The sequence below is a fragment of the Aquabacter sp. L1I39 genome (genome assembly GCF_017742835.1).
GTDB lineage: Bacteria > Pseudomonadota > Alphaproteobacteria > Rhizobiales > Xanthobacteraceae > L1I39.
The window spans coordinates 2046997-2065459 of the sequence record NZ_CP072392.1 but is presented as its reverse complement, the minus strand read 5'-3'; the positions used below and the strand labels follow the sequence as shown (position 1 = coordinate 2065459).

17 protein-coding genes are annotated in these 18463 nt (G+C 66.7%); 13 read left to right on the top strand and 4 right to left on the bottom strand.

Going from position 1 to position 18463, the window contains the following annotated elements; all coding sequences use genetic code 11:
- The first annotated feature begins 199 nt into the window (after positions 1–199).
- The 3 genes from J5J86_RS09000 (at position 200) to clpA (ending at position 3820) form a co-directional block, all read left to right on the top strand.
- Entirely contained in the window at positions 200–529 is a 330-nt protein-coding gene (locus J5J86_RS09000; RefSeq protein ID WP_209104543.1) for a phasin family protein, read from the top strand.
- 242 nt (positions 530–771) lie between these two features.
- Positions 772–1170, top strand: a complete 399-nt coding sequence (gene clpS, locus J5J86_RS08995; RefSeq protein WP_209105326.1) for an ATP-dependent Clp protease adapter ClpS — start codon at positions 772–774, stop codon at positions 1168–1170.
- Positions 1171–1324: 154 nt separating this feature from the next.
- Positions 1325–3820 carry an ATP-dependent Clp protease ATP-binding subunit ClpA gene (gene clpA, locus J5J86_RS08990; protein WP_209104542.1) on the top strand — a complete coding sequence of 832 codons (2496 nt, stop codon included), beginning with the start codon at positions 1325–1327 and terminating at the stop codon, positions 3818–3820.
- Positions 3821–4122: 302 nt separating this feature from the next.
- Here clpA and J5J86_RS08985 read toward each other — a convergent pair whose 3' ends face one another.
- Positions 4123–4317, bottom strand: coding sequence for a hypothetical protein (locus tag J5J86_RS08985; protein ID WP_209104541.1), 195 nt, complete (start codon positions 4315–4317; stop codon positions 4123–4125).
- Positions 4318–4397: 80 nt separating this feature from the next.
- Positions 4398–5099 carry a response regulator transcription factor CtrA gene (gene ctrA, locus J5J86_RS08980; protein WP_209104540.1) on the bottom strand — a complete coding sequence of 234 codons (702 nt, stop codon included), beginning with the start codon at positions 5097–5099 and terminating at the stop codon, positions 4398–4400.
- 549 nt (positions 5100–5648) lie between these two features.
- On the opposite strand from ctrA, the gene J5J86_RS08975 reads away from it, so the two are divergent.
- The 6 genes from J5J86_RS08975 (at position 5649) to J5J86_RS08950 (ending at position 11744) form a co-directional block, all read left to right on the top strand.
- Positions 5649–6044 (top strand): flagellar export protein FliJ, encoded by a 396-nt coding sequence (locus J5J86_RS08975; RefSeq protein ID WP_209104539.1) that lies wholly within the window; start codon positions 5649–5651, stop codon positions 6042–6044.
- Between the two features lie 197 nt (positions 6045–6241).
- Positions 6242–6778 carry a sigma factor-like helix-turn-helix DNA-binding protein gene (locus J5J86_RS08970; protein WP_209104538.1) on the top strand — a complete coding sequence of 179 codons (537 nt, stop codon included), beginning with the start codon at positions 6242–6244 and terminating at the stop codon, positions 6776–6778.
- On the top strand, positions 6775–8349 hold the full coding sequence (locus J5J86_RS08965) for a hypothetical protein (RefSeq protein ID WP_209104537.1): 1575 nt from the start codon (positions 6775–6777) through the stop codon (positions 8347–8349). The genes J5J86_RS08970 and J5J86_RS08965 overlap by 4 nt, the downstream gene beginning before the upstream one ends.
- Positions 8350–8454: 105 nt before the next feature.
- A complete protein-coding gene (locus J5J86_RS08960) occupies positions 8455–9552 on the top strand; it encodes a sulfate/molybdate ABC transporter ATP-binding protein (protein WP_209104536.1) in 1098 nt (365 codons plus the stop codon).
- Between the two features lie 126 nt (positions 9553–9678).
- Positions 9679–10662 carry an agmatinase gene (speB, locus tag J5J86_RS08955; protein WP_209104535.1) on the top strand — a complete coding sequence of 328 codons (984 nt, stop codon included), beginning with the start codon at positions 9679–9681 and terminating at the stop codon, positions 10660–10662.
- Between the two features lie 14 nt (positions 10663–10676).
- Positions 10677–11744, top strand: a complete 1068-nt coding sequence (locus tag J5J86_RS08950) for a calcium:proton antiporter (protein ID WP_209104534.1) — start codon at positions 10677–10679, stop codon at positions 11742–11744.
- A 197-nt stretch (positions 11745–11941) separates the two neighbouring features.
- On the opposite strand, the gene J5J86_RS08945 is transcribed toward J5J86_RS08950, so the two are convergent.
- The gene (locus J5J86_RS08945) at positions 11942–12811 is read right to left on the bottom strand and encodes a hypothetical protein (RefSeq protein WP_209104533.1); all 870 of its coding nucleotides are present in this window, start codon (positions 12809–12811) and stop codon (positions 11942–11944) included.
- 303 nt (positions 12812–13114) lie between these two features.
- Here J5J86_RS08945 and J5J86_RS08940 point away from each other — a divergent pair, with 303 nt between their 5' ends.
- Together J5J86_RS08940 and J5J86_RS08935 are read left to right on the top strand one after the other, a co-directional pair.
- Positions 13115–13525 (top strand): NADH:ubiquinone oxidoreductase subunit NDUFA12, encoded by a 411-nt coding sequence (locus J5J86_RS08940; protein WP_209104532.1) that lies wholly within the window; start codon positions 13115–13117, stop codon positions 13523–13525.
- A 274-nt stretch (positions 13526–13799) separates the two neighbouring features.
- On the top strand, positions 13800–14489 hold the full coding sequence (locus tag J5J86_RS08935) for a DUF2155 domain-containing protein (protein WP_342449168.1): 690 nt from the start codon (positions 13800–13802) through the stop codon (positions 14487–14489).
- Here the strand turns inward: J5J86_RS08935 and aat are convergent.
- On the bottom strand, positions 14420–15097 hold the full coding sequence (aat, locus tag J5J86_RS08930; RefSeq protein ID WP_209104530.1) for a leucyl/phenylalanyl-tRNA--protein transferase: 678 nt from the start codon (positions 15095–15097) through the stop codon (positions 14420–14422). The two genes, J5J86_RS08935 and aat, sit on opposite strands and share 70 nt — an antisense overlap.
- 222 nt (positions 15098–15319) lie before the next feature.
- Between aat and J5J86_RS08925 the strand changes: the two genes are divergently transcribed.
- Both J5J86_RS08925 and J5J86_RS08920 read left to right on the top strand, forming a co-directional pair.
- Positions 15320–17062: an ABC transporter permease gene (locus J5J86_RS08925; RefSeq protein WP_209104529.1), complete on the top strand. Its 1743-nt coding sequence runs from the start codon at positions 15320–15322 to the stop codon at positions 17060–17062.
- An 11-nt stretch (positions 17063–17073) separates the two neighbouring features.
- Positions 17074–18405, top strand: a complete 1332-nt coding sequence (locus J5J86_RS08920) for an ABC transporter ATP-binding protein (RefSeq protein WP_209104528.1) — start codon at positions 17074–17076, stop codon at positions 18403–18405.
- Positions 18406–18463 lie beyond the last annotated feature (58 nt).

Below are 18463 nucleotides of genomic sequence, written 5' to 3'. Positions count from 1 at the left end.
GGTCGTGTCGTTCGGTATGTGACCGTTTCCAAGGGTAGAAACCCGCAGTTACCAAGCCGTAAACCCCGCTGCCTCCGTATTTGTGCGGTGCACAAAATTGTTGACGTTTATGTTGCGGTGCATATTATACAGATCGGGCAGGGCAAACTGTCCGATTGTCAGGGCAGCCGGCGGTGCCGGCTCGAGGAAAGGAAATCCCATGGTTCAGTCCGCTGAAGAGCTGCAGAAGCTCGGCAAAGAGAACGTCGACGTGGCGCTGAAGAGCTTCGGCGTGTGGTCCAAGGGCGCTCAGGCTATCGCCATCGAGGTCGCCGAGTACACCAAGAGCTCGTTCGAGCTGAGCACCTCCACCCTGGAGAAGCTCCTCGGCGCCAAGACCCTGGATCAGGCCGTAGAGATCCAGCAGGGCTATTTCAAGGCCGCCTACGAGGCGATGGTTGCTGAGAGCACCAAGATCGGTGAGCTCTATTCCGACCTCTACAAGCAGGCCTACAAGCCCTACGAAGGCGTCTTCGCCAAGGTCCAGTGAGGCCCCGCATGCGTTGACCGCCCGGCCTGCCCGGGCGGCAACAGTATGCGAAACCCTCGCAGCCCAGTGAACGCCGCGAGGCTTTCGCGAAGCCTGCCGGGCTGAGGCCCGCAGGCATGATTTTGCGCTTTCCCGGCTTTAGTGGTCTGGCGAAGCCGGGCCTTCATTCCTATTATTCCGGCATGCGCCGAGATGGCAGATCGTCCGCGGTCGCGTCACCGGGAACAGCGCGCAAGATGCCGATGAGATACAGCGACCCCATTTCAGCCGAGCCCGTTTCGGGCGCCGCCACCCTTCAGCCGCCGACCGCCGCCGGAGACAAGCCCCGCCGCGGAGGCGGGACGGGTCCCGGCACAGCCGTCATCACGCGCACCAAGCCGCAGACCAAGCGGCCGAGCCTTTATCGCGTGCTGCTGCTGAACGACGACTACACCCCCATGGAATTCGTGGTGCACGTGCTGGAACGGTTCTTCAACAAGGACCGCGAAGCCGCCAACACCATCATGCTTCACGTCCACCACCACGGGGTGGGGGAATGTGGCGTCTACACCTACGAGGTCGCTGAAACAAAAGTGACACAGGTGATGGACTTTGCCCGCAAACACCAACATCCTCTCCAGTGTGTGATGGAAAAAAAGTGACGCTGGAACAAGCTTGGTGTCGTCACATGGGATGAAAGGGACCCGCGAGGGTCTTGCAAGGGGGGCGGGCCGGTACAAAGTTTAACGGAGCGGGCACGCGCCGGGATCCTTCATACCGGCAGGGGTTGGGGCGACGTGCCAGATAGAGGTGTCGATGCCAACGTTTTCACGCAGCCTCGAACAATCGCTCCACCGCGCGCTCGCCTTGGCGAACGAACGGCACCATGAATATGCGACGCTCGAGCACCTGCTTCTTTCCCTGGTGGATGACCAGGACGCGGCCGCGGTCATGCGCGCCTGCAATGTCGATCTGGACAAGCTGCGCCGAAATCTCGTCGAATATGTCGACACCGAGCTCGACAATCTTGTGCAGCGCGGCGGGGACGATTCCAAGCCCACGGCCGGCTTCCAGCGTGTGATCCAGCGCGCCGTCATTCACGTTCAATCTTCAGGACGCGAGGAAGTCACGGGGGCCAATGTGCTCGTCGCCATCTTCGCCGAGCGCGAGAGCCATGCCGCCTATTTCCTGCAGGAGCAGGACATGACGCGGTATGACGCCGTCAACTACATTTCCCACGGCATCGCCAAGCGGGCCGGCATGTCGGAAAGCCGCCCCGTGCGCGGCGCCGAGGAGGAGACCGAGACGAAATCCGGCGACGAGACCAAGAAGAAGGCGGATGCGCTCGACGCTTATTGCGTCAACCTCAACCGCAAGGCCAATGAGGGCAAGATTGACCCGCTCATCGGCCGCGACAAGGAAATCCAGCGCACCATCCAGGTGCTCTGCCGTCGCCAGAAGAACAATCCCCTGTTCGTGGGCGATCCCGGTGTCGGCAAGACCGCCATCGCCGAGGGCTTGGCCCATCGCATCATCAATGGCGACGTGCCGGAGGTGCTGGCCACCGCCACCATCTTCTCGCTCGACATGGGCGCGCTGCTCGCCGGCACCCGCTATCGCGGCGACTTCGAGGAACGCCTCAAGCAGGTGGTGAAGGAGATCGAGGCCTATCCCAACGCCATCATGTTCATCGACGAGATCCACACCGTCATCGGCGCGGGTGCGACCTCGGGCGGGGCCATGGATGCGTCGAACCTGCTGAAGCCGGCGCTGGCCTCCGGCTCGCTGCGGTGCATGGGCTCGACCACCTACAAGGAATACCGGCAGTATTTCGAGAAGGACCGCGCCTTGGTGCGGCGCTTCCAGAAGATCGACGTGGCCGAGCCGACCGTTCCGGACGCCATCGAGATCCTCAAGGGCCTCAAGCCCTATTTCGAGGACTATCACAAGCTGCGCTACACCAACGAGGCCATCAAGGCCGCGGTGGAGCTGTCCGCCCGCTACATCCATGATCGCAAGCTGCCCGACAAGGCCATCGACGTGATCGACGAGAGCGGCGCGGCGCAGATGCTTGTGCCCGAAGCCCGGCGCAAGAAGACCATCGGGCTGAAAGAGATCGAGGCCACCATCGCCACTATGGCGCGCATTCCGCCCAAGTCCGTCTCCAAGGACGATGCGGAAGTGCTCTCGGCGCTGGAAAGCACCTTGAAGCGGGTGGTCTATGGTCAGGACAAGGCCATCGAGGCGCTCGCCGCCTCTATCAAGCTGGCCCGCGCGGGCCTGCGGGAACCGGAGAAGCCCATCGGCTCCTATCTCTTCTCCGGCCCCACCGGCGTCGGCAAGACCGAGGTCGCCAAGCAGCTCGCCTCTGTGCTCGGGGTGAACCTGCTGCGCTTCGACATGTCCGAATATATGGAGCGCCACACGGTGAGCCGCCTCATCGGCGCGCCTCCCGGCTATGTGGGCTTCGACCAGGGCGGCCTCCTGACGGATGGCGTCGACCAGACCCCCCATTGCGTGCTGCTGCTGGACGAGATCGAGAAGGCCCATCCGGACCTCTTCAACATCCTCCTGCAGGTGATGGACCACGGCAAGCTCACCGACCATAACGGCAAGTCGGTGGATTTCCGCAACGTGATCCTCATCATGACCACCAATGCGGGCGCGGCGGACCTGTCCAAGGCAGCCTATGGCTTCACCCGCACCAAGCGGGAAGGCGATGACGTGGAGGCCATCAACCGGACCTTCGCGCCGGAATTCCGCAACCGCTTGGACGCGGTCATCCCCTTCGCCCATCTCTCGCCCGAGATCATCGGCCAGGTGGTGGAGAAGTTCGTGCTCCAGCTGGAAGCCCAACTCGCCGATCGCAACGTCACCATCGAACTGTCCGAGGAGGCCACCTCCTGGCTGATCGAGCGGGGCTATGACGAGCAGATGGGCGCCCGCCCCATGGGGCGGGTGATCCAAGAATATATCAAGACCCCGTTGGCCGATCAGGTTCTGTTCGGCGCCCTCAAGGGCGGCGGGCATGTGCGGGTGGTGGTGGAGGGCGAGGGCGCCAAGTCCAAGCTCGGCTTCTCCTTCCCGGACGGGCCTGTCACCCCCAAGCCGGACAAGGTCACCCCCACCGCCCCCAAGCGCGCCTCGCGCCGCAAGGGCGAGGAGGGCGGTCCGTCCAAGGGCCGGCCGAAGGGCGGCTCCGGCGGGGGTGGACCGAAGTCCGGCCCCAAGGCCGGGCCGAAATCCGGCGGGTCTTCCGGCGGCGCCGGCCCCGGGCGCCATGTGCCCAAGGTGCCGCTGGTCAAGGCCTGAGGGAGGCCGGCGGCCGCGTCAGGGCCGCTTCGCCCCCTGTGTCTTGCTGTCCGGGCCCAGGGCGCGTCAACAATTCATGGAGACCCCGCAGCGCGCCGCCTGGGTTTAACGCATGTCCTTCACGCGAAGGGGTATCCACGTCGCTCGGAAATGCTCTCAAAGGCGGCTCTGAGCCTTCTCATACGAAAGCGGGCGCCCGTCCGAATGGAGGGCGCCCGTTTCTTTGCGTCGGCCATGGTGCCGTCGCCGCGAGGGGCGGAAGGGGCGATGTGCCTCCGGTGCGGCGCGGCTGACGCCGCGGCTCAGCTGGCTTTCGCTGCCGCCGCGGCGCTGCGGGCGGCCGCCCGGATCAGGCGCCGCTTCACCAAGGCAGCCACGCGGGCATTGGACCGGCAGAAAGCATCCAGCTGGCGGAAAATCTCGCCTGCGGCAATGAGCTCATAGGAGCGCGCTCCCGTGATGCCCGCCCACTGATCGTCTGCGAAGCACCGCCTCATACGAAAATGGCCCCGCCGGGTCCGGCGAGGCCATTTCGGAGAAAGGTGCCAGGGAACCGGCCGCCAAGGCGGCCTGGGCGTCACACCGCCATGCGCTCGGCGCCGGGAACCGGCTCGCGCAGCACATAGCCGCGACCCCAGACGGTCTCGATGTAATTCTTGCCACCGGACGCATTCGCCAGCTTCTTGCGCAGCTTGCAGATGAAGACGTCGATGATCTTCAGCTCGGGCTCGTCCATGCCGCCATAAAGATGGTTGAGGAACATCTCCTTGGTGAGGGTGGTGCCCTTACGCAGGGAAAGGAGCTCCAGCATCTGGTACTCCTTGCCGGTGAGGTGCACGCGGGTGCCCTCCACCTCGACGGTCTTCGTATCGAGGTTCACGATCAGGTCGCCGGTCTGGATGACCGACTGGGCATGCCCCTTGGAGCGGCGCACAATGGCGTGGATGCGCGCCACCATCTCGTCCTTGTGGAACGGCTTGGTGAGATAGTCGTCCGCCCCGAAGCCGAAGCCCTTTACCTTGTCCTCGGTGCCGGCGAGGCCCGAGAGGATCAGGATGGGGGTCTTGACCTTGGCCACGCGCAGGGCGCGCAGCACCTCGAAGCCGGACATGTCCGGGAGGTTCAGGTCGAGCAGGATGATGTCGTATTCGTAGACCTTGCCCAGGTCCACGCCTTCCTCACCGAGGTCGGTCGTATAGACGTTGAAATTCTCGGACTTCAGCATCAATTCGATGCTTTGGGCCGTCGCACTGTCGTCCTCGATGAGCAAGACGCGCATGGCAATCCCTTTCCTCGAACCAAGACGAAAGGCGGCGTGCCGCCCCTCGCGGTCCCGACAGACAGTGTGATTCGCGTTACGTATGATGAATCGATAACCGACAAGGATTCATGCGGGCAAGAGTCGGTTTGAAAAACTTTGTGCATGAACGCGAAGACTGACTCTGTTCCAAGCACTTACGTTTTTTCAAGCCCGTGCCGCCGTAACGTCGCACTCCCTTCCGAGACCGGAAATATCGGACGTCGACCCTGAACCGAGAATGTGCGCGGTAACACTTTGCCGGCACGCTCGGACCGGGATCGAAAGCCCTGAAAACCCATGAGGCGCAAGGCAAGTGCTTGCGCCGGAGGTTTCGCGAGCCGCGTCCGAACCGTGGAAGCATCATTAATGAAGGCGGTAAACGATTGGTTTCCACGCGCTGCCCGGGCGTAAATTTCCCACCGTCCCGACGTGGCGGTAAGGAAAGCGCAACCGGTGTGCCCCATGCTCGCCCAACAGGTCCCGAGCGGACCACAGCGTTCAGTGATGCACTTCGGAGTATGGCGTTCCATGAAGTCGCGTGAACCCCTGATCCGCGCCAAACGGTTCAAGATCGAGGATGCCCGTCGCCGGCTGTCCCAGATCGATGCGATGATCGGTGAATTCGAGCGCATGGCGAGCGACCTCGACCGCGACATCGCGGCCGAGGAGGCGCGGACCGGCATTACCGATCCCCGGCATTTCGCCTATCCCCCCGTGGCGGCCGCCGCGCGGCAGCGGCGCGACAATCTGGTGCGCTCGTGCCAGGATCTGCGGGTGCAGCGCTCCGATGCGCTGGACGTGCTCAACGAGGCGGAGACCCAGCTGCAACTGGCGGAAGCCGCCGGTGAGCGGGAACGCGGTTCCGACGGCGAGGGCCTCGACCGCCGCGTCGCCTGGCGGCATGGAGAGACCGCCCGTATGTGAGGTGGCCCCGGCCCTGGCGGATTGTCGGCGGGGCGGGCGCGTGCGCGCATGGCGGCGTCTTGGCCTGCTGGCTCCACGCTGCATGCGGCATGTGCATGCGGGAACAAGTCCGCGTATGACAGATGGCGTGTCGTTTGGCGTCCCGCGCGCCGACCGGCTGAGGCTTGAGCGGCGCCCGCGCGCCAGACGGGAGTGTCGTGACCGATCCCTTCGATGCGGAACGGCTGATGGAGCGGCTGGCGACCGGTGACCGGGACGCCTTGCGCGGCCTCTATGACGCGACCGCGCCCCGCATGTACGGCATCGCCTTGCGCATCTTACGGGACGAGGCGCCGGCGCGGGCGGCCACACGCACCCTTTATCTCGATCTCTTCGCCGATGTGGCCGCCTTCGGCCCGCCGGACCGCCTGGTGGACCGGATGGCCGCGCGCGTGCGCGCCCATGCCCTCGATGCTGCCCGTGGGCGGGCAGAGAGCGGCACGGGCTTCGAGCCGTTCGAGGTGGATGACGAGGCGGACGATCCTCTGGCGAGCCCCGAGCGGCCGCCCGCTTTGCTCAAGCTCCTCACCTGCCTCGGCCAATTGCCGGAAGACCGGCGCCGCATGCTGCTCCTGGCCTATTATGACGGCTGGAGCCGCGATGCCCTGTCCATTTACCTCGATGCCCCGCCCCATGCGGTGAATACCTGGATCTGGCGCTCGGTGGCCGAACTCGATGCGTGCCTGCAATCATGATGGCCCCCGATGATATCCGGCGCCTGGCGGCCACCTTCGTGCTCGGCACGCTGGATGGAGACGAGCGCGCGCAGGCCCGTGCCCGGCGCGCGGATGACCCGGACTTCGCCGCCCTGGTGCGCCTTTGGGAAGAGCGCCTGGCGCCGCTTCATGTGCTCTCCCCCGCCGTGCGCCCGCCGGAGGGCTTGTGGGACGACATCCTCGCGGCCCTGCCCGTGCCGGCACCGGAGGACCTGGGAACAGCCTCGCCCGATGCCCCCTCCGATGCCCCCGCCGACGGCGTTGAGATTGCCGAGGAGGCGATCACCGCGCAATCCGTTCCCCTGAGGGCAGGGGAGGCTGCGCCGCTCGCCGGCCCGCCGGCGGCGCAGGACGTAAGCCCTGGCGCAGTCCGCTCGGCAGACGCGCCCGCGCCCGTGCCTGTCGCCGAGGGGCCACCGCTCCAGCCTGCGCAAGGAGAGGCGGCGATTGCGCTCCCCGCGCCCCCTCTGTCCGGCGCGTTGGACGGCGCGTCGCCTTCTGATGGGGCGGCGGCCGCTCCCGTCCTCCCCAATATCCCGCGCCCGGACATCCCGTCGCCGGACACCCCATCGCCCGAGGCCCCACCGCCCGACACCTCCGCGGCGCCGACCGTGCAGCCGACGCCTGCCGACGTGCTTCTCTCCACGCCGCCGGATGGCACAATCCGGCCTGCGGCCGAAGCGGTCCCCCCGGCGGTCCCGTCCGGGCCGGACCGGGACGATGCCCGCCCGATGCAGCCCGAGGCGCCGGTCGAATCCGCATCCGCCCCCCGCGGCGCCGACGCGGCGGCGGATGCGCCCGCAGCGGGGGACGACCGGGTGGTGCCCGAGCCAGAGCCCGACACCGTATCCGAGCCTGCGTCCGCACCCCGCCCCGCACCCCAGCCAGGGGCAGGGGAGGGGATTGCGCCCGTATCGTCCGATCCCGCCTTGCCGGAGGACACAGGTCCCGCAGCGCCTGGGTCCGCGCTGCCGCGCGCGGAAGAGGCCGAGCCAGGCGCTCCCGAGCAGGTGCCCCCGCCGGTCGCGCCGCGCGGCCCCTTCGACATCGTGCTGGACCGGCCCGCCCCCACGGGACAGGAAGGCACAGCCTTGCCTCCCGCCGGACCGGCATCGGAGGGCGGTAATCCCTGGCGGCTGACCACGGGGCTGCTGCTGGTGGCCGGCCTCATCGGCGGGGCCGCTGTCGCCTATCGGGAGGCGCATCGCCAGCCGCCGCCGCCGGATGTGTTCGCGCCGCTCAAGTCCGCGCCCCATCCCCAGATGGTGCTGGCCTTCGATCCGGAGGCCGGCGACGTGGTGGTGCGCCAGCTGGACGAGGCGCCCCCGGCGGGCATGGTCTATCGCATGTGGCTGGTCTCCCACGCGCATGGCACACGGGCCCTGTGCACCTTCACTGAAGCTGGCCGCTGCCCTGCCGGCGCGCTGGGGGAGGTGGGCCGCGCGGGCCTCATGTCCGGCATGCTTCAGGTCACGTTGGAGCCGGCCGCCATGAACCTGTCCACCCCCACCGGCAAGGTGGTCTTCTTTGGCCGCGCGCTCACCCGGTAAGGCGGCCGAGCGTTTGCCGGGCCGCCCGTTCGTGGCATAAGGCCTGCCTCAGCCGGTGACGCAGCGCCCTGCGCTTGCCCGGCGCGCTTCTTGACGGGACGGATCATGACGGTCGCGGTGACGATTGAAGACGCGGTGAAGACCTTCGGGCCCCATCGCGCCCTGTCGGGCATCTCGCTGAAGATCGAGCCCGGCGAACTGGTGGCGCTATTGGGTCCCTCCGGCTCGGGCAAGACCACCTTGCTGCGGTCGGTGGCGGGGCTGGAACAGCTCGATACCGGCCACATCCTGTTCGACGGCGTGGATGCGGCGCAGGTGCCGGTGCGCTTTCGCGGCATCGGCTTTGTGTTCCAGCAATATGCCTTGTTCCGCCATATGAGCGTGGCCGACAATATCGCCTATGGCCTGCGCTCCCGTGCCCGCGCGACCCGCCCGTCGGAGGCGGAGATCCGCCGCCGGGTGGAGGAACTGCTCGCCCTCGTGCAGCTGGAGGGCTATGGCGGCCGTTTCCCGGCCCAATTGTCCGGCGGCCAGCGCCAGCGCGTGGCGCTCGCCCGGGCGCTCGCCATCGAGCCTAAGGTGCTGCTCCTGGACGAGCCCTTCGGGGCGCTGGATGCTCTCGTGCGCAAGGAATTGCGGGCCTGGCTGCGGGCGCTGCACGACCAGACCGGCCACACCACCTTGTTCGTGACCCACGACCAGGAAGAGGCCTTGGAACTGGCCGATCGCGTGGTGGTCATGAGCCAGGGCCGCATCGAGCAGGTGGGCACGCCGGACGATGTCTATGACCGCCCCGCAACCCCCGACGTGTTCGGCTTCATGGGCGCCTCAAGCCGCCTGCCGGTGAGCGTGGGCGAAGGTCTGGTGCGCGCTGGGGGCGACGTGGTGGCCGCGCCCGTTGAGGCGGTACCGGAAGGGCGAGGGCTGCTGTTCGTGCGGCCCCACGACATCACCGTCTCCATGGCCGGCACCCCCGGCGCGGACGGGGTGGTGCGCGGCTTCCGCCGCCACGGCGCCACCCGCCTCCTGGAAGTGGAAGTGGGCGGCGGCCTCGTGGAGGCCAATGTGGCGCCGGCCGTGCGCGTGCCTGTGGGCACCAAGGTCTCGGTGCGGTTCGACCGCGCCCGGCTGTTCCCGGACGCGGGCGGGGCCGTGGATTGCCGGCCACCCAAGGCCCACCAGATCGGCGAATACGCCATCTGAGCGTCCATGCTTCTGTGTAAGGCCACGCTTGACCTTGCATCGCTCTTGCCCAGCGCGCGGGGGAAAGGCTAAGTCGGCGGCGGCGACACGTGCTGCGGTTGCCCGCGGCAAGGCAGAGTGAGTGTGATGAGCGCTGATCCCCTGTTTCCGCGGCCGGTCGACCGGGCCCTCGATTCCACCTTCCGCTTCGGCCAGTCCACCGAGCCGAACTATTCCGGCGCGGCCTCCTTCCTGCGTCGGCGGTATGCCAAGGATGGCGGCGGGGCCGAGGCGGTGGTGTGGGGCATTCCGCTGGACGTGACCGTCTCCAACCGCCCGGGCACGCGCTTCGGGCCGCGCGCGCTGCGGGCGGCGTCCTCCATCCTGGATGGCGATCCCTATTATCCCTTCGGCTTTGACCCCTTCGCCCGGCTCGACGTGGCCGATGCGGGGGATTGCGTGTTTGATTACGGCCTCGCGCATTCCATTCCCGGCGCCATCGAGGCCCAGGCGGCCCAGCACCATGCCCGTGGCACCCATCTGGTGACGTTGGGCGGCGACCATTTCCTCACCTATCCCGTGCTGAAATCCCTGGTGGCCAAGCTCGGCGCGCCGGTGGCCCTGATCCAGTTCGACGCCCACCAGGACACCTGGGACGATGACGGCGACCGGGTCGACCATGGCACCATGATCACCCGCGCGGTGAAGGACGGCCTCATCCGCGTCGACCGCTCGGTGCAGGTGGGCATCCGCACCCACGCGCCCCAGACCTATGGCATCGACATCATCGACGGCTTCACCGCAGCCGAGCTCGGGCCGCGCGAGGTGGCGCGGCGGGTGATCGAGCGGGTGGGGGATGCCCCGGTCTATGTCTCCTTCGACATCGACGCCCTCGACCCGGCCTTTGCCCCGGGCACCGGCACGCCGGTGTGCGGCGGCCTTACCAGCCGGGAAGCCATCTCCATCCTGCGCCAGTTCGGCGGGCTCAACCTGAAGGGCTTCGACGTGGTGGAGGTCTCCCCCCCTTATGACCACGCGGAGATCACCGCGCTGGCGGGGGCCAGCCTTGCCGCCTGCTATCTGTGCCTGCTCGCCGATCGCAAGGCGAAGGGGTTCGACATTTCCCTCTAGGCCGGAGCCTGGTGATGGCCATTCCGGCCTATGCCTATGTGCTGCCGCTGTCGGCGGTGGGGCTCGCTCTGGCTGCCCCCATCGTTCAACTGCCCTTTTCCGATCTGGCGGCGCTGGCGGCCACCTTCCTGCTGCTGGGCTCCGCCTTCTCGGCGGTGAAGCATGCCGAGTGCATTTCGGCACGGCTGGGGCAGCCCTATGGCACGCTGGTGCTGACCTTTTCGGTGACCGTCATCGAGGTGTCGGTCCTCGCCTCGCTGATGCTGAACGGCTCCAACAATCCCACCCTGCCGCGCGAGGCGGTTCTGTCCACGGTCATGTTTGTGCTGACCGGGGTGGTGGGCATCTGCCTTCTGGTGGGGAGCCTGCGCCACTACCAGCAGGGCTTCCAGCAGCAGGGGGTGACGGGGTTCCTGTCCGTTCTCATCTCCATCTCGGTGATCGGCCTCATCCTGCCGGGCGAGACCTCCGCCGGCCTCACCGGCTCCGGCAATCCCAAGCTGATTGCCCTCATCATGGTGGGGGTGGTGCTGCTCTATCTGTCCTTCCTCTTCATGCAGACGGTCCGCTATCGCCTGGACTATCTGGACGGGGACAGCGAGGACGACGAGCGGCCCTCCGGTGCGGCCGCGCTGCGGGCGGTGGTCTTCCTGCTGGTCAGCCTCCTGGGCGTGGTGATGCTGTCGGACCATGTGGCCGATGGCGTGGAGCGCATGATCCTGCCGCTCAACCTGGCTGACCCCGATGCCGTCATCGGCGCCGTGGTGGTGGCCATGCTGCTGCTGCCGGAGACCATCACCGCCATCCGCGCGGCCCGGAACAACGAGTTGCAGCGCGCGGTGAACACGGCGCTGGGCTCGGCGCTCGCCACCATCGGCCTCACCATGCCGGTCATGGTGGCCATGTCCTTCCTCCTGGAGCGGCCCATCGTGCTGGGCCTTGACCAGGAGGATCGGGTTCAGCTCCTCCTGGCGCTGCTGCTGTCGGTGGTGAATTTCGGCACCGGCAAGACCAATACGCTGACCGGGCTGGTGCACTTGGTGCTGTTCTTCGTGTATGTGGTCACTTTGATCCTGCCTTAGCGCGCGTCTGCTAGAGCATGCATCGATCAGCCGGCACCGCAGGCTGATCGGATCACGCATTCTCTCTCAATGAGTGAGAGGGCGATTCACCGATCAGATTGATTCAATCTGATCGGATCGCGCTCTAGCCGGAGCCTGCTTCGCTCAGCGGGGCATTCTCCTATGGTCGTCTTGGCCCCTGCGCGCGCAAGTCGCCGTCATTTTGTCCCGTCGCTGGCAACGGCAAGCCAATCGGCGGCGCCCTTGCCGTAAGTCTGCTTCAGCCAATGGTCGAACTCGACCGCCCAATTTTCGGGCGTCATCGCCTTGACCTTGTCGTAGAGCATCTGCGCATCGGCCTGATCGTGCGACTCGCAAAGGGTCACGAAGCCCACCGCTATGCCCCGAAACATGCCGCGACCCTTTTGAATCAAGGCGTTGTCGTTTGCTGCATCCGTGTTGTTGGGGTCCATCTGAGCCAACATCTGATCATAGCTGGGCATCTTGCCCATGAGCGTGTCGATCAAGGCCGGCTTCGCCGCGAGGATGTTGCCGATGGCAAGGCTGAGGTCATTTCCCGCCATTGCGGGCGGCGCCGGATATATGCGCGGCGGCGTAACCTGCGCCGGGTCAATGACCTTGGCATAGGCTGCAAGTGCCGCATCGATGCCCGCTTCGGTTGCCGGATAGCGGTTGGCCAACAGGTCGGTGGGGCTCTGCCCGGCTTCATAGGCGACCTCAGCGTCAAAGGCGCTGCCAAGACTGGAATCTCCGTCCTTGGCCGCCGCGAGAATGGCCTGCGCCGATGACACATCCTCCGCCTGGGCAAGGTCGTAAAAGGCGTCACGCAAACCAGAAAAGGCGGCCCGATAGGCAAGGAGAACGGTTCTGTTCTTCCCACGCTGCGAGAGCGACAGGTCATCAGCCGGAATCTTCGCGACCAGTTGCGGCGCCAAGGATGGCGTCGCGGTCAGAAGGGCGCGAATGCGATGGGCCAGCAGGGCGGCGGCCACTTGGGTTCCGATGCTGTCCGCATTCTCGTGAAATGCCTCGAAAGCGGCTTCGATCGGGTCGATCGTGTCGGTCATCGTCTTTTCCTCCGGTTGGACTTTGGGCGGCGTTCGATCCGACGCCTTCATCAGGACTGAGGGGTCGTCCGCCGACCATGGCGTCGATACCGGCCATCAGTCCCCGACCTCGAGACCTCGGGGGAACGGTCCGGTTGCCTGGCGAGAATGGCAGAGCAACGGGTGTGCGTCACTGTAATTGCAACTATAAATTGAATAGACGCAGCGGTGCCGAAACCGGAACAGCGAGCCGACGGCGAGAAGGCGTGGACACCCGGGCGCGGGAATGGCATGTTCCGCCCGAAATCGAGCGAGGCGCGGATCGTGAAAGAGTTGCTGCTTTACATTTTCACCTGGTGGAACAAGCAGACGATCGGCACGGCATGGTGGACCCGCCGCTTCGGCGAGTTCGTAGGCCAGGACGAGTTCGGCAACCGCTATTTCCGCACCCGCAACGGTGCCGTCGATCCCACTCTCGGCTTCGAGCGGCGCTGGGTCATCTATAACGGCTATGCCGAGGCGAGCGCCATTCCGCCCGGCTGGTACGGCTGGATCCACCATCGCACCGACGTGCCGCCCACGGCGGAGAATTATGTTCCCCGGTCGTGGCAGAAGCCGCACCACCGCAACCTCACCGGCACCCCCGCCGCCTATCGCCCCAAGGGCTCCGTGCTCGCCGGCCGCGCCCGTCCGCGCGTCACGGGCGACTATTCGGCCTGGACGCCCGGCGAGTGATGGGCGCGTGAGTCGCGGGGCCTGAACGGCTCACTGCGCCGCGCGGGCGTTCTTGCGCCCTGCGTCCCCCGACGGTTCGCTGATCCTGGAGGGGCGCGCCCCCCGCTCCATGTCTGTTCCGGCCGGATGCATGGGGCGCGTCCGGCCTCCTTGCCCTTCCGTGGCCGCAATGGCGGTGTTAACGGAGACCGGCGGCGGGACGACCCATCCTCCCCAGCTTCGTGGCAATCCAGCCGCCCGGCGGCCGGCCCCTGGAAATGGTTTTGACATGGTGATGTCCCGCTCCGCGTCGTTCCTGGCCATTGCGACGCTGCTCGCTGCGGGATCGGTGGCCTACGCGCAGTCGAGAAACGGGATCGAATCGGCACCGCTGCTGCCGCCGGCAAGTGTCGGCCAACCGCCGGCCGCCGCGCCCAGCCAGTCTGCCCGTCCGCAATATCCCCAATTGCCGCCGCCCGGCGCGCCCCGTACTGCCCAGCCTGGCGCCCAGCTCCCGCCGCCCAGCGGGCAGCAGCAGCCGCCGGCTGCGCCGCAGACCCCCGTGACCACCCCTCCCGTCGCTCCGGGCAGCCAGGCGCCCGCCGGCGACAGCAACGATTATGTGGTGGTCCAGCCCTCGGCGGAGCGCATCTCCAACCCCACCGCCGTCTATGCCGGCCTCGACAAGATCACCGGGCGCATCACCTCGTTCGAGGCGGCCATCGGCGAGACCGTGCAGTTCGGCGCGCTCCAGGTGACGCCGCGCGTATGCTATACGCGCCCGCCCACCGAGACGCCCAACACCACCTCCTTCACCGAGGTGAACGAAATCACCTTGAAGGGCGAGGCCAAGCGCATCTTCACGGGCTGGATGTTCGCCTCAAGCCCGGGCCTCCATGCCGTGGAGCACCCGATCTATGACGTCTGGCTGATTGACTGCAAGGCGACCCCGCCGGGCACGGCCAAGTCCGCCGGCCAGAAGTAGAAGTCGGCGCTCGCCCGCACCGCTTCGTCCAGCAGGCGCTGATAGGCCCGCCGGCTGACCTCCACGGCGCCGAAGGTGGCGAGGTGGGAGGTGACGAACTGGGTGTCCAGCAGCCGGAAGCCGCCCGCCTTCAGCCGCGCCACCAGATGCACGAGCGCCACCTTCGAGGCGTCCCGCTCGGTGTGGAACATGCTCTCCCCGAAAAAGGCGGCGCCGAGACGGACGCCGTAGAGCCCGCCGACGAGCTGCCCGTCCCGCCAGACCTCCACCGTGTGGCAATGGCCGCGGCGGAAGAGTTCGCCATAGAGCGCCCGGATACGGGCATTGATCCAGGTTTTGGTGCGCCCTGGCTGGGAGGCGGCGCAGCCGGCGATGACGGCTTCGAAATCGCTGTCGACCCGCACCTCGAACAGGTCGGATCGCACCGTGCGCGCAAGGCGCGAGGAGACGTGGAAGCCATCCAGCGGGATGATGCCGCGCCGCTCCGGTTCGATCCAGTACAGCCCGGGATCCTCGGCGCTTTCGGCCATGGGAAAGATGCCGCAGGCATAGGCCTTCAGCAGCACGTCCGAGGTGATTTCGACGATTTTGTCGCGCGGCCTGCTCATGGGGTCATAAAAGCGCATGCAAGCGGGGCGGCGATGTGGCGCTTTGCCGCTTTTCTTCTCGGAGCGCCTTCGAATGTGCGGTGCAGCAAAGCTGCGGTGGAAAGCGGCAGCGCAACTGGAAACAGGCTGTAGTCATTTTGTCACGAACGCGCTGTACTGGCCGCGATGGACCCACCTTGCGGTGCCGTCCGCGTTTCAGCCCGTTCGCAGCGGACCCGCATCATGCTCTTCCAGCCTGTCGGCTCCAGACCCGATCCCGCGGCGGTGCGCCCCCGCTATTTCAGCGCCTTCGACCTCTTCGCCTTCGCCATCATCTTCGCCTTCCTGGCGCTGATCACGCACGCCACGCAGGAGACGCTGGTTCCGATTGCCGAGATGGAGCAGACGCCCATCTCGCTGGACCCTTGGTCGCTGCCGGAATACGCGCTGCGCACCACCTTGCGCATGCTGGCGGCCATCGTCTGCTCGCTGATCTTCACCTTCGTCTATGGCGCCATCGCCGCCAAGAGCCGGCGCGCCGAGATGGTGCTGATCCCGGTGCTGGACATCCTGCAATCGGTGCCGGTGCTGGGCTTTTTGTCCTTCACCGTGCTGTTCTTCATGAACCTGTTCCCCGGCCGGGTGATCGGCGTGGAGCTGGCGGCGGTGTTCGCCATCTTCACCAGCCAGGCCTGGAACATGACCTTCAGCTTCTACCAGTCGCTGAAGACGCTGCCCCGCGACCTGGTGGAGGTGTCGGACAGCTTCCGCCTCACCGGCTGGCAGCGCTTCTGGCGGCTGGAAGTGCCTTTCTCCATGCCGGGCCTCGTGTGGAACACCATGATGTCCATGTCGGGTGGCTGGTTCTTCGTGGTGGCCTCGGAAGCCATCACGGTGGGCGACACCACCATCACGCTTCCCGGCATCGGCGCCTATGTGGCCACCGCCATCGACCACCGGGACCTCGGCGCCGTCGCCTGGTCGGTGATCGCCATGCTCGTCATCATCCTGCTCTATGACCAGCTTCTCTTCCGCCCCCTGGTGGCCTGGGCGGAGAAGTTCCGGTTCGAGCAGTCGGCGGGCGGGCCCGCGCCCAAGTCCTGGGTGCTCGACCTCGTCAAGCGGGCGCATCTGCTGCAGATGATCCTCACCCCTGTCGGCGCGCTGGCCAAGGTGACGGCGCGCATGCCGTTGCGCTCCCCCGTGCGCGTTCCGCGCAAGGTGGAGGCCGCCTGGACGAGCCCCACCATGGACCGGATCTGGACCGTGCTGGTGGTGGCGAGCGCGATCTATGGCGCCTACATCGTCGTGACCTATGTGGGCCGCGAGGTGGGTCTTGCCGAAGTGGGCCATGTGGTGTGGCTGGGCTTTCTGACCCTCATCCGCGTGGCGGTGCTGATCTTCCTCGCCTCGCTCATCTGGGTGCCCGTGGGGGTGTGGATCGGCCTTCGCCCGAAGGTCGCGACTGCCCTCCAGCCGGCCGCCCAGTTCCTGGCGGCCTTCCCGGCCAATATCGTCTTCCCCTTTGCGGTGGTGGCCATCGTGCGGCTGGGGCTTGATCCCAATGTGTGGCTGTCGCCGCTCATGGTGCTGGGCACCCAGTGGTACATCCTGTTCAACGTCATCGCCGGCGCCAGCGCCTTCCCGAACGACCTGCGGGAAGCCGCCAATTCCTTCCACATCCGGGGCTGGCACTGGTGGACCAAGGTGATCCTGCCCGGCGTCTTCCCCTATTATGTCACCGGTGCGCTCACCGCGAGCGGTGGCTCCTGGAACGCCTCCATCGTCGCCGAGGTGGCCAGCTGGGGTGACACCACGCTCAGGGCCGAGGGCCTGGGTGCCTATATCGCCGATGCCACCACGGCGGCGGACTTCCCGCGCGTGACCCTCGGCATCGCCGTCATGTCGCTCTATGTGATCGCCTTCAACCGCACGCTCTGGCGCCCGATGTTCACCTTCGCGGCCCGCCGTCTGCGCCTCGACTGAGGAGACCGACCATGCTCGAAACCGTCTCTCCCGCGGCGGATACACCGCTGCTCGGCGTCTCCCATGTGGTCCAGTCCTACCGCAAGGGCGACAACAACCGCATCCTGGTGCTGGACGATGTCTCGCTCTCCATCAAGGAAGGCGAGATTGTCGGCCTGCTCGGCCGCTCCGGCTCCGGCAAGTCGTCCCTGCTGCGCATCATTTCCGGGCTCGTGCCGCCTTATGCGGGCGAGGTGACCTGGTGCGGCAAGAAGATTGACGGGCCGTGCCCCGGCATCTCCATGGTGTTCCAGACCTTCGCCCTCTTCCCCTGGCTGACCGTGCTCCAAAATGTGGAAATCGGCCTGGAAGCGCTGGGCGTGGACGCGGCGGAGCGGCGGCGCCGGGCGGAGCAGGCCATCGACCTCATCGGCCTCGGCGGCTTCGAGAGCGCCTATCCCAAGGAATTGTCCGGCGGCATGCGCCAGCGTGTGGGTTTTGCCCGGGCGCTGGTGGTGCATCCGCGCCTCCTGCTCATGGACGAGCCCTTCTCGGCCCTCGATGTGCTGACTGCCGAGACGCTGCGCACCGACATCATCGACCTGTGGACCGATGGCGTCCTGCCCATCAAGTCCATCCTCATCGTGACCCATAACATCGAGGAAGCGGTGCTCATGTGCGACCGCGTCCTCATCTTCTCGTCCAATCCGGGCCGGGTGGCCTATGAAATGCCCATCAGCCTGCCGCATCCGCGTGACCGCCTCGCGCCGGACTTCCGCGCGCTGGTGGAGGAAATCTATGCCCGCATGACCAACCGGGCCGGCCCCGGCGCGGCGCTGCAGGGCCACGACCATCTCCAGCAGGAGGCGGCGACGCTCACCTCGCACCTCCAGCCCATCTCCACCAACATCCTGGCCGGCCTTCTCGAAGAGCTGGCGGACCCGCCCTATAACGGCAAGGCGGACCTGCCGGAGCTGGCCGACAGCCTGCACATGCCCGCCGACAGCCTGTTCCCGGTGGCCGAGGCACTTCAGATGCTGCGGTTCGCGGAGATCGCCGCCGGTGACATCCTCATCACCGAGGCAGGTCGGGAATTCGTGGGCGCGGAAGTGGAGGCGCGCAAGCGCCTGTTCGCGGACCATCTCCTTGCCCATGTGCCGCTGGCCGCGCACATCCGCCGGGTGCTGGAGGAGCGTCCCAGTCACAAGGCCCCGTGGTCGCGCTTCGCGGACGAGCTGGAAGACCACATGTCCGAGGATTTCGCCGAGGAATCGCTGCTCGCCGTGGTCAATTGGGGCCGTTATGGCGAGACCTTCGTCTATGACGAGAAGCTGAAGCAGTTCAGCCTCGAAGAGGAAGAGTGAGCGGTCCGCAGGCCGGCTGAGGTGCCGGGGCCGAAGGCCCCGGTCGGGCCGCGGGAGA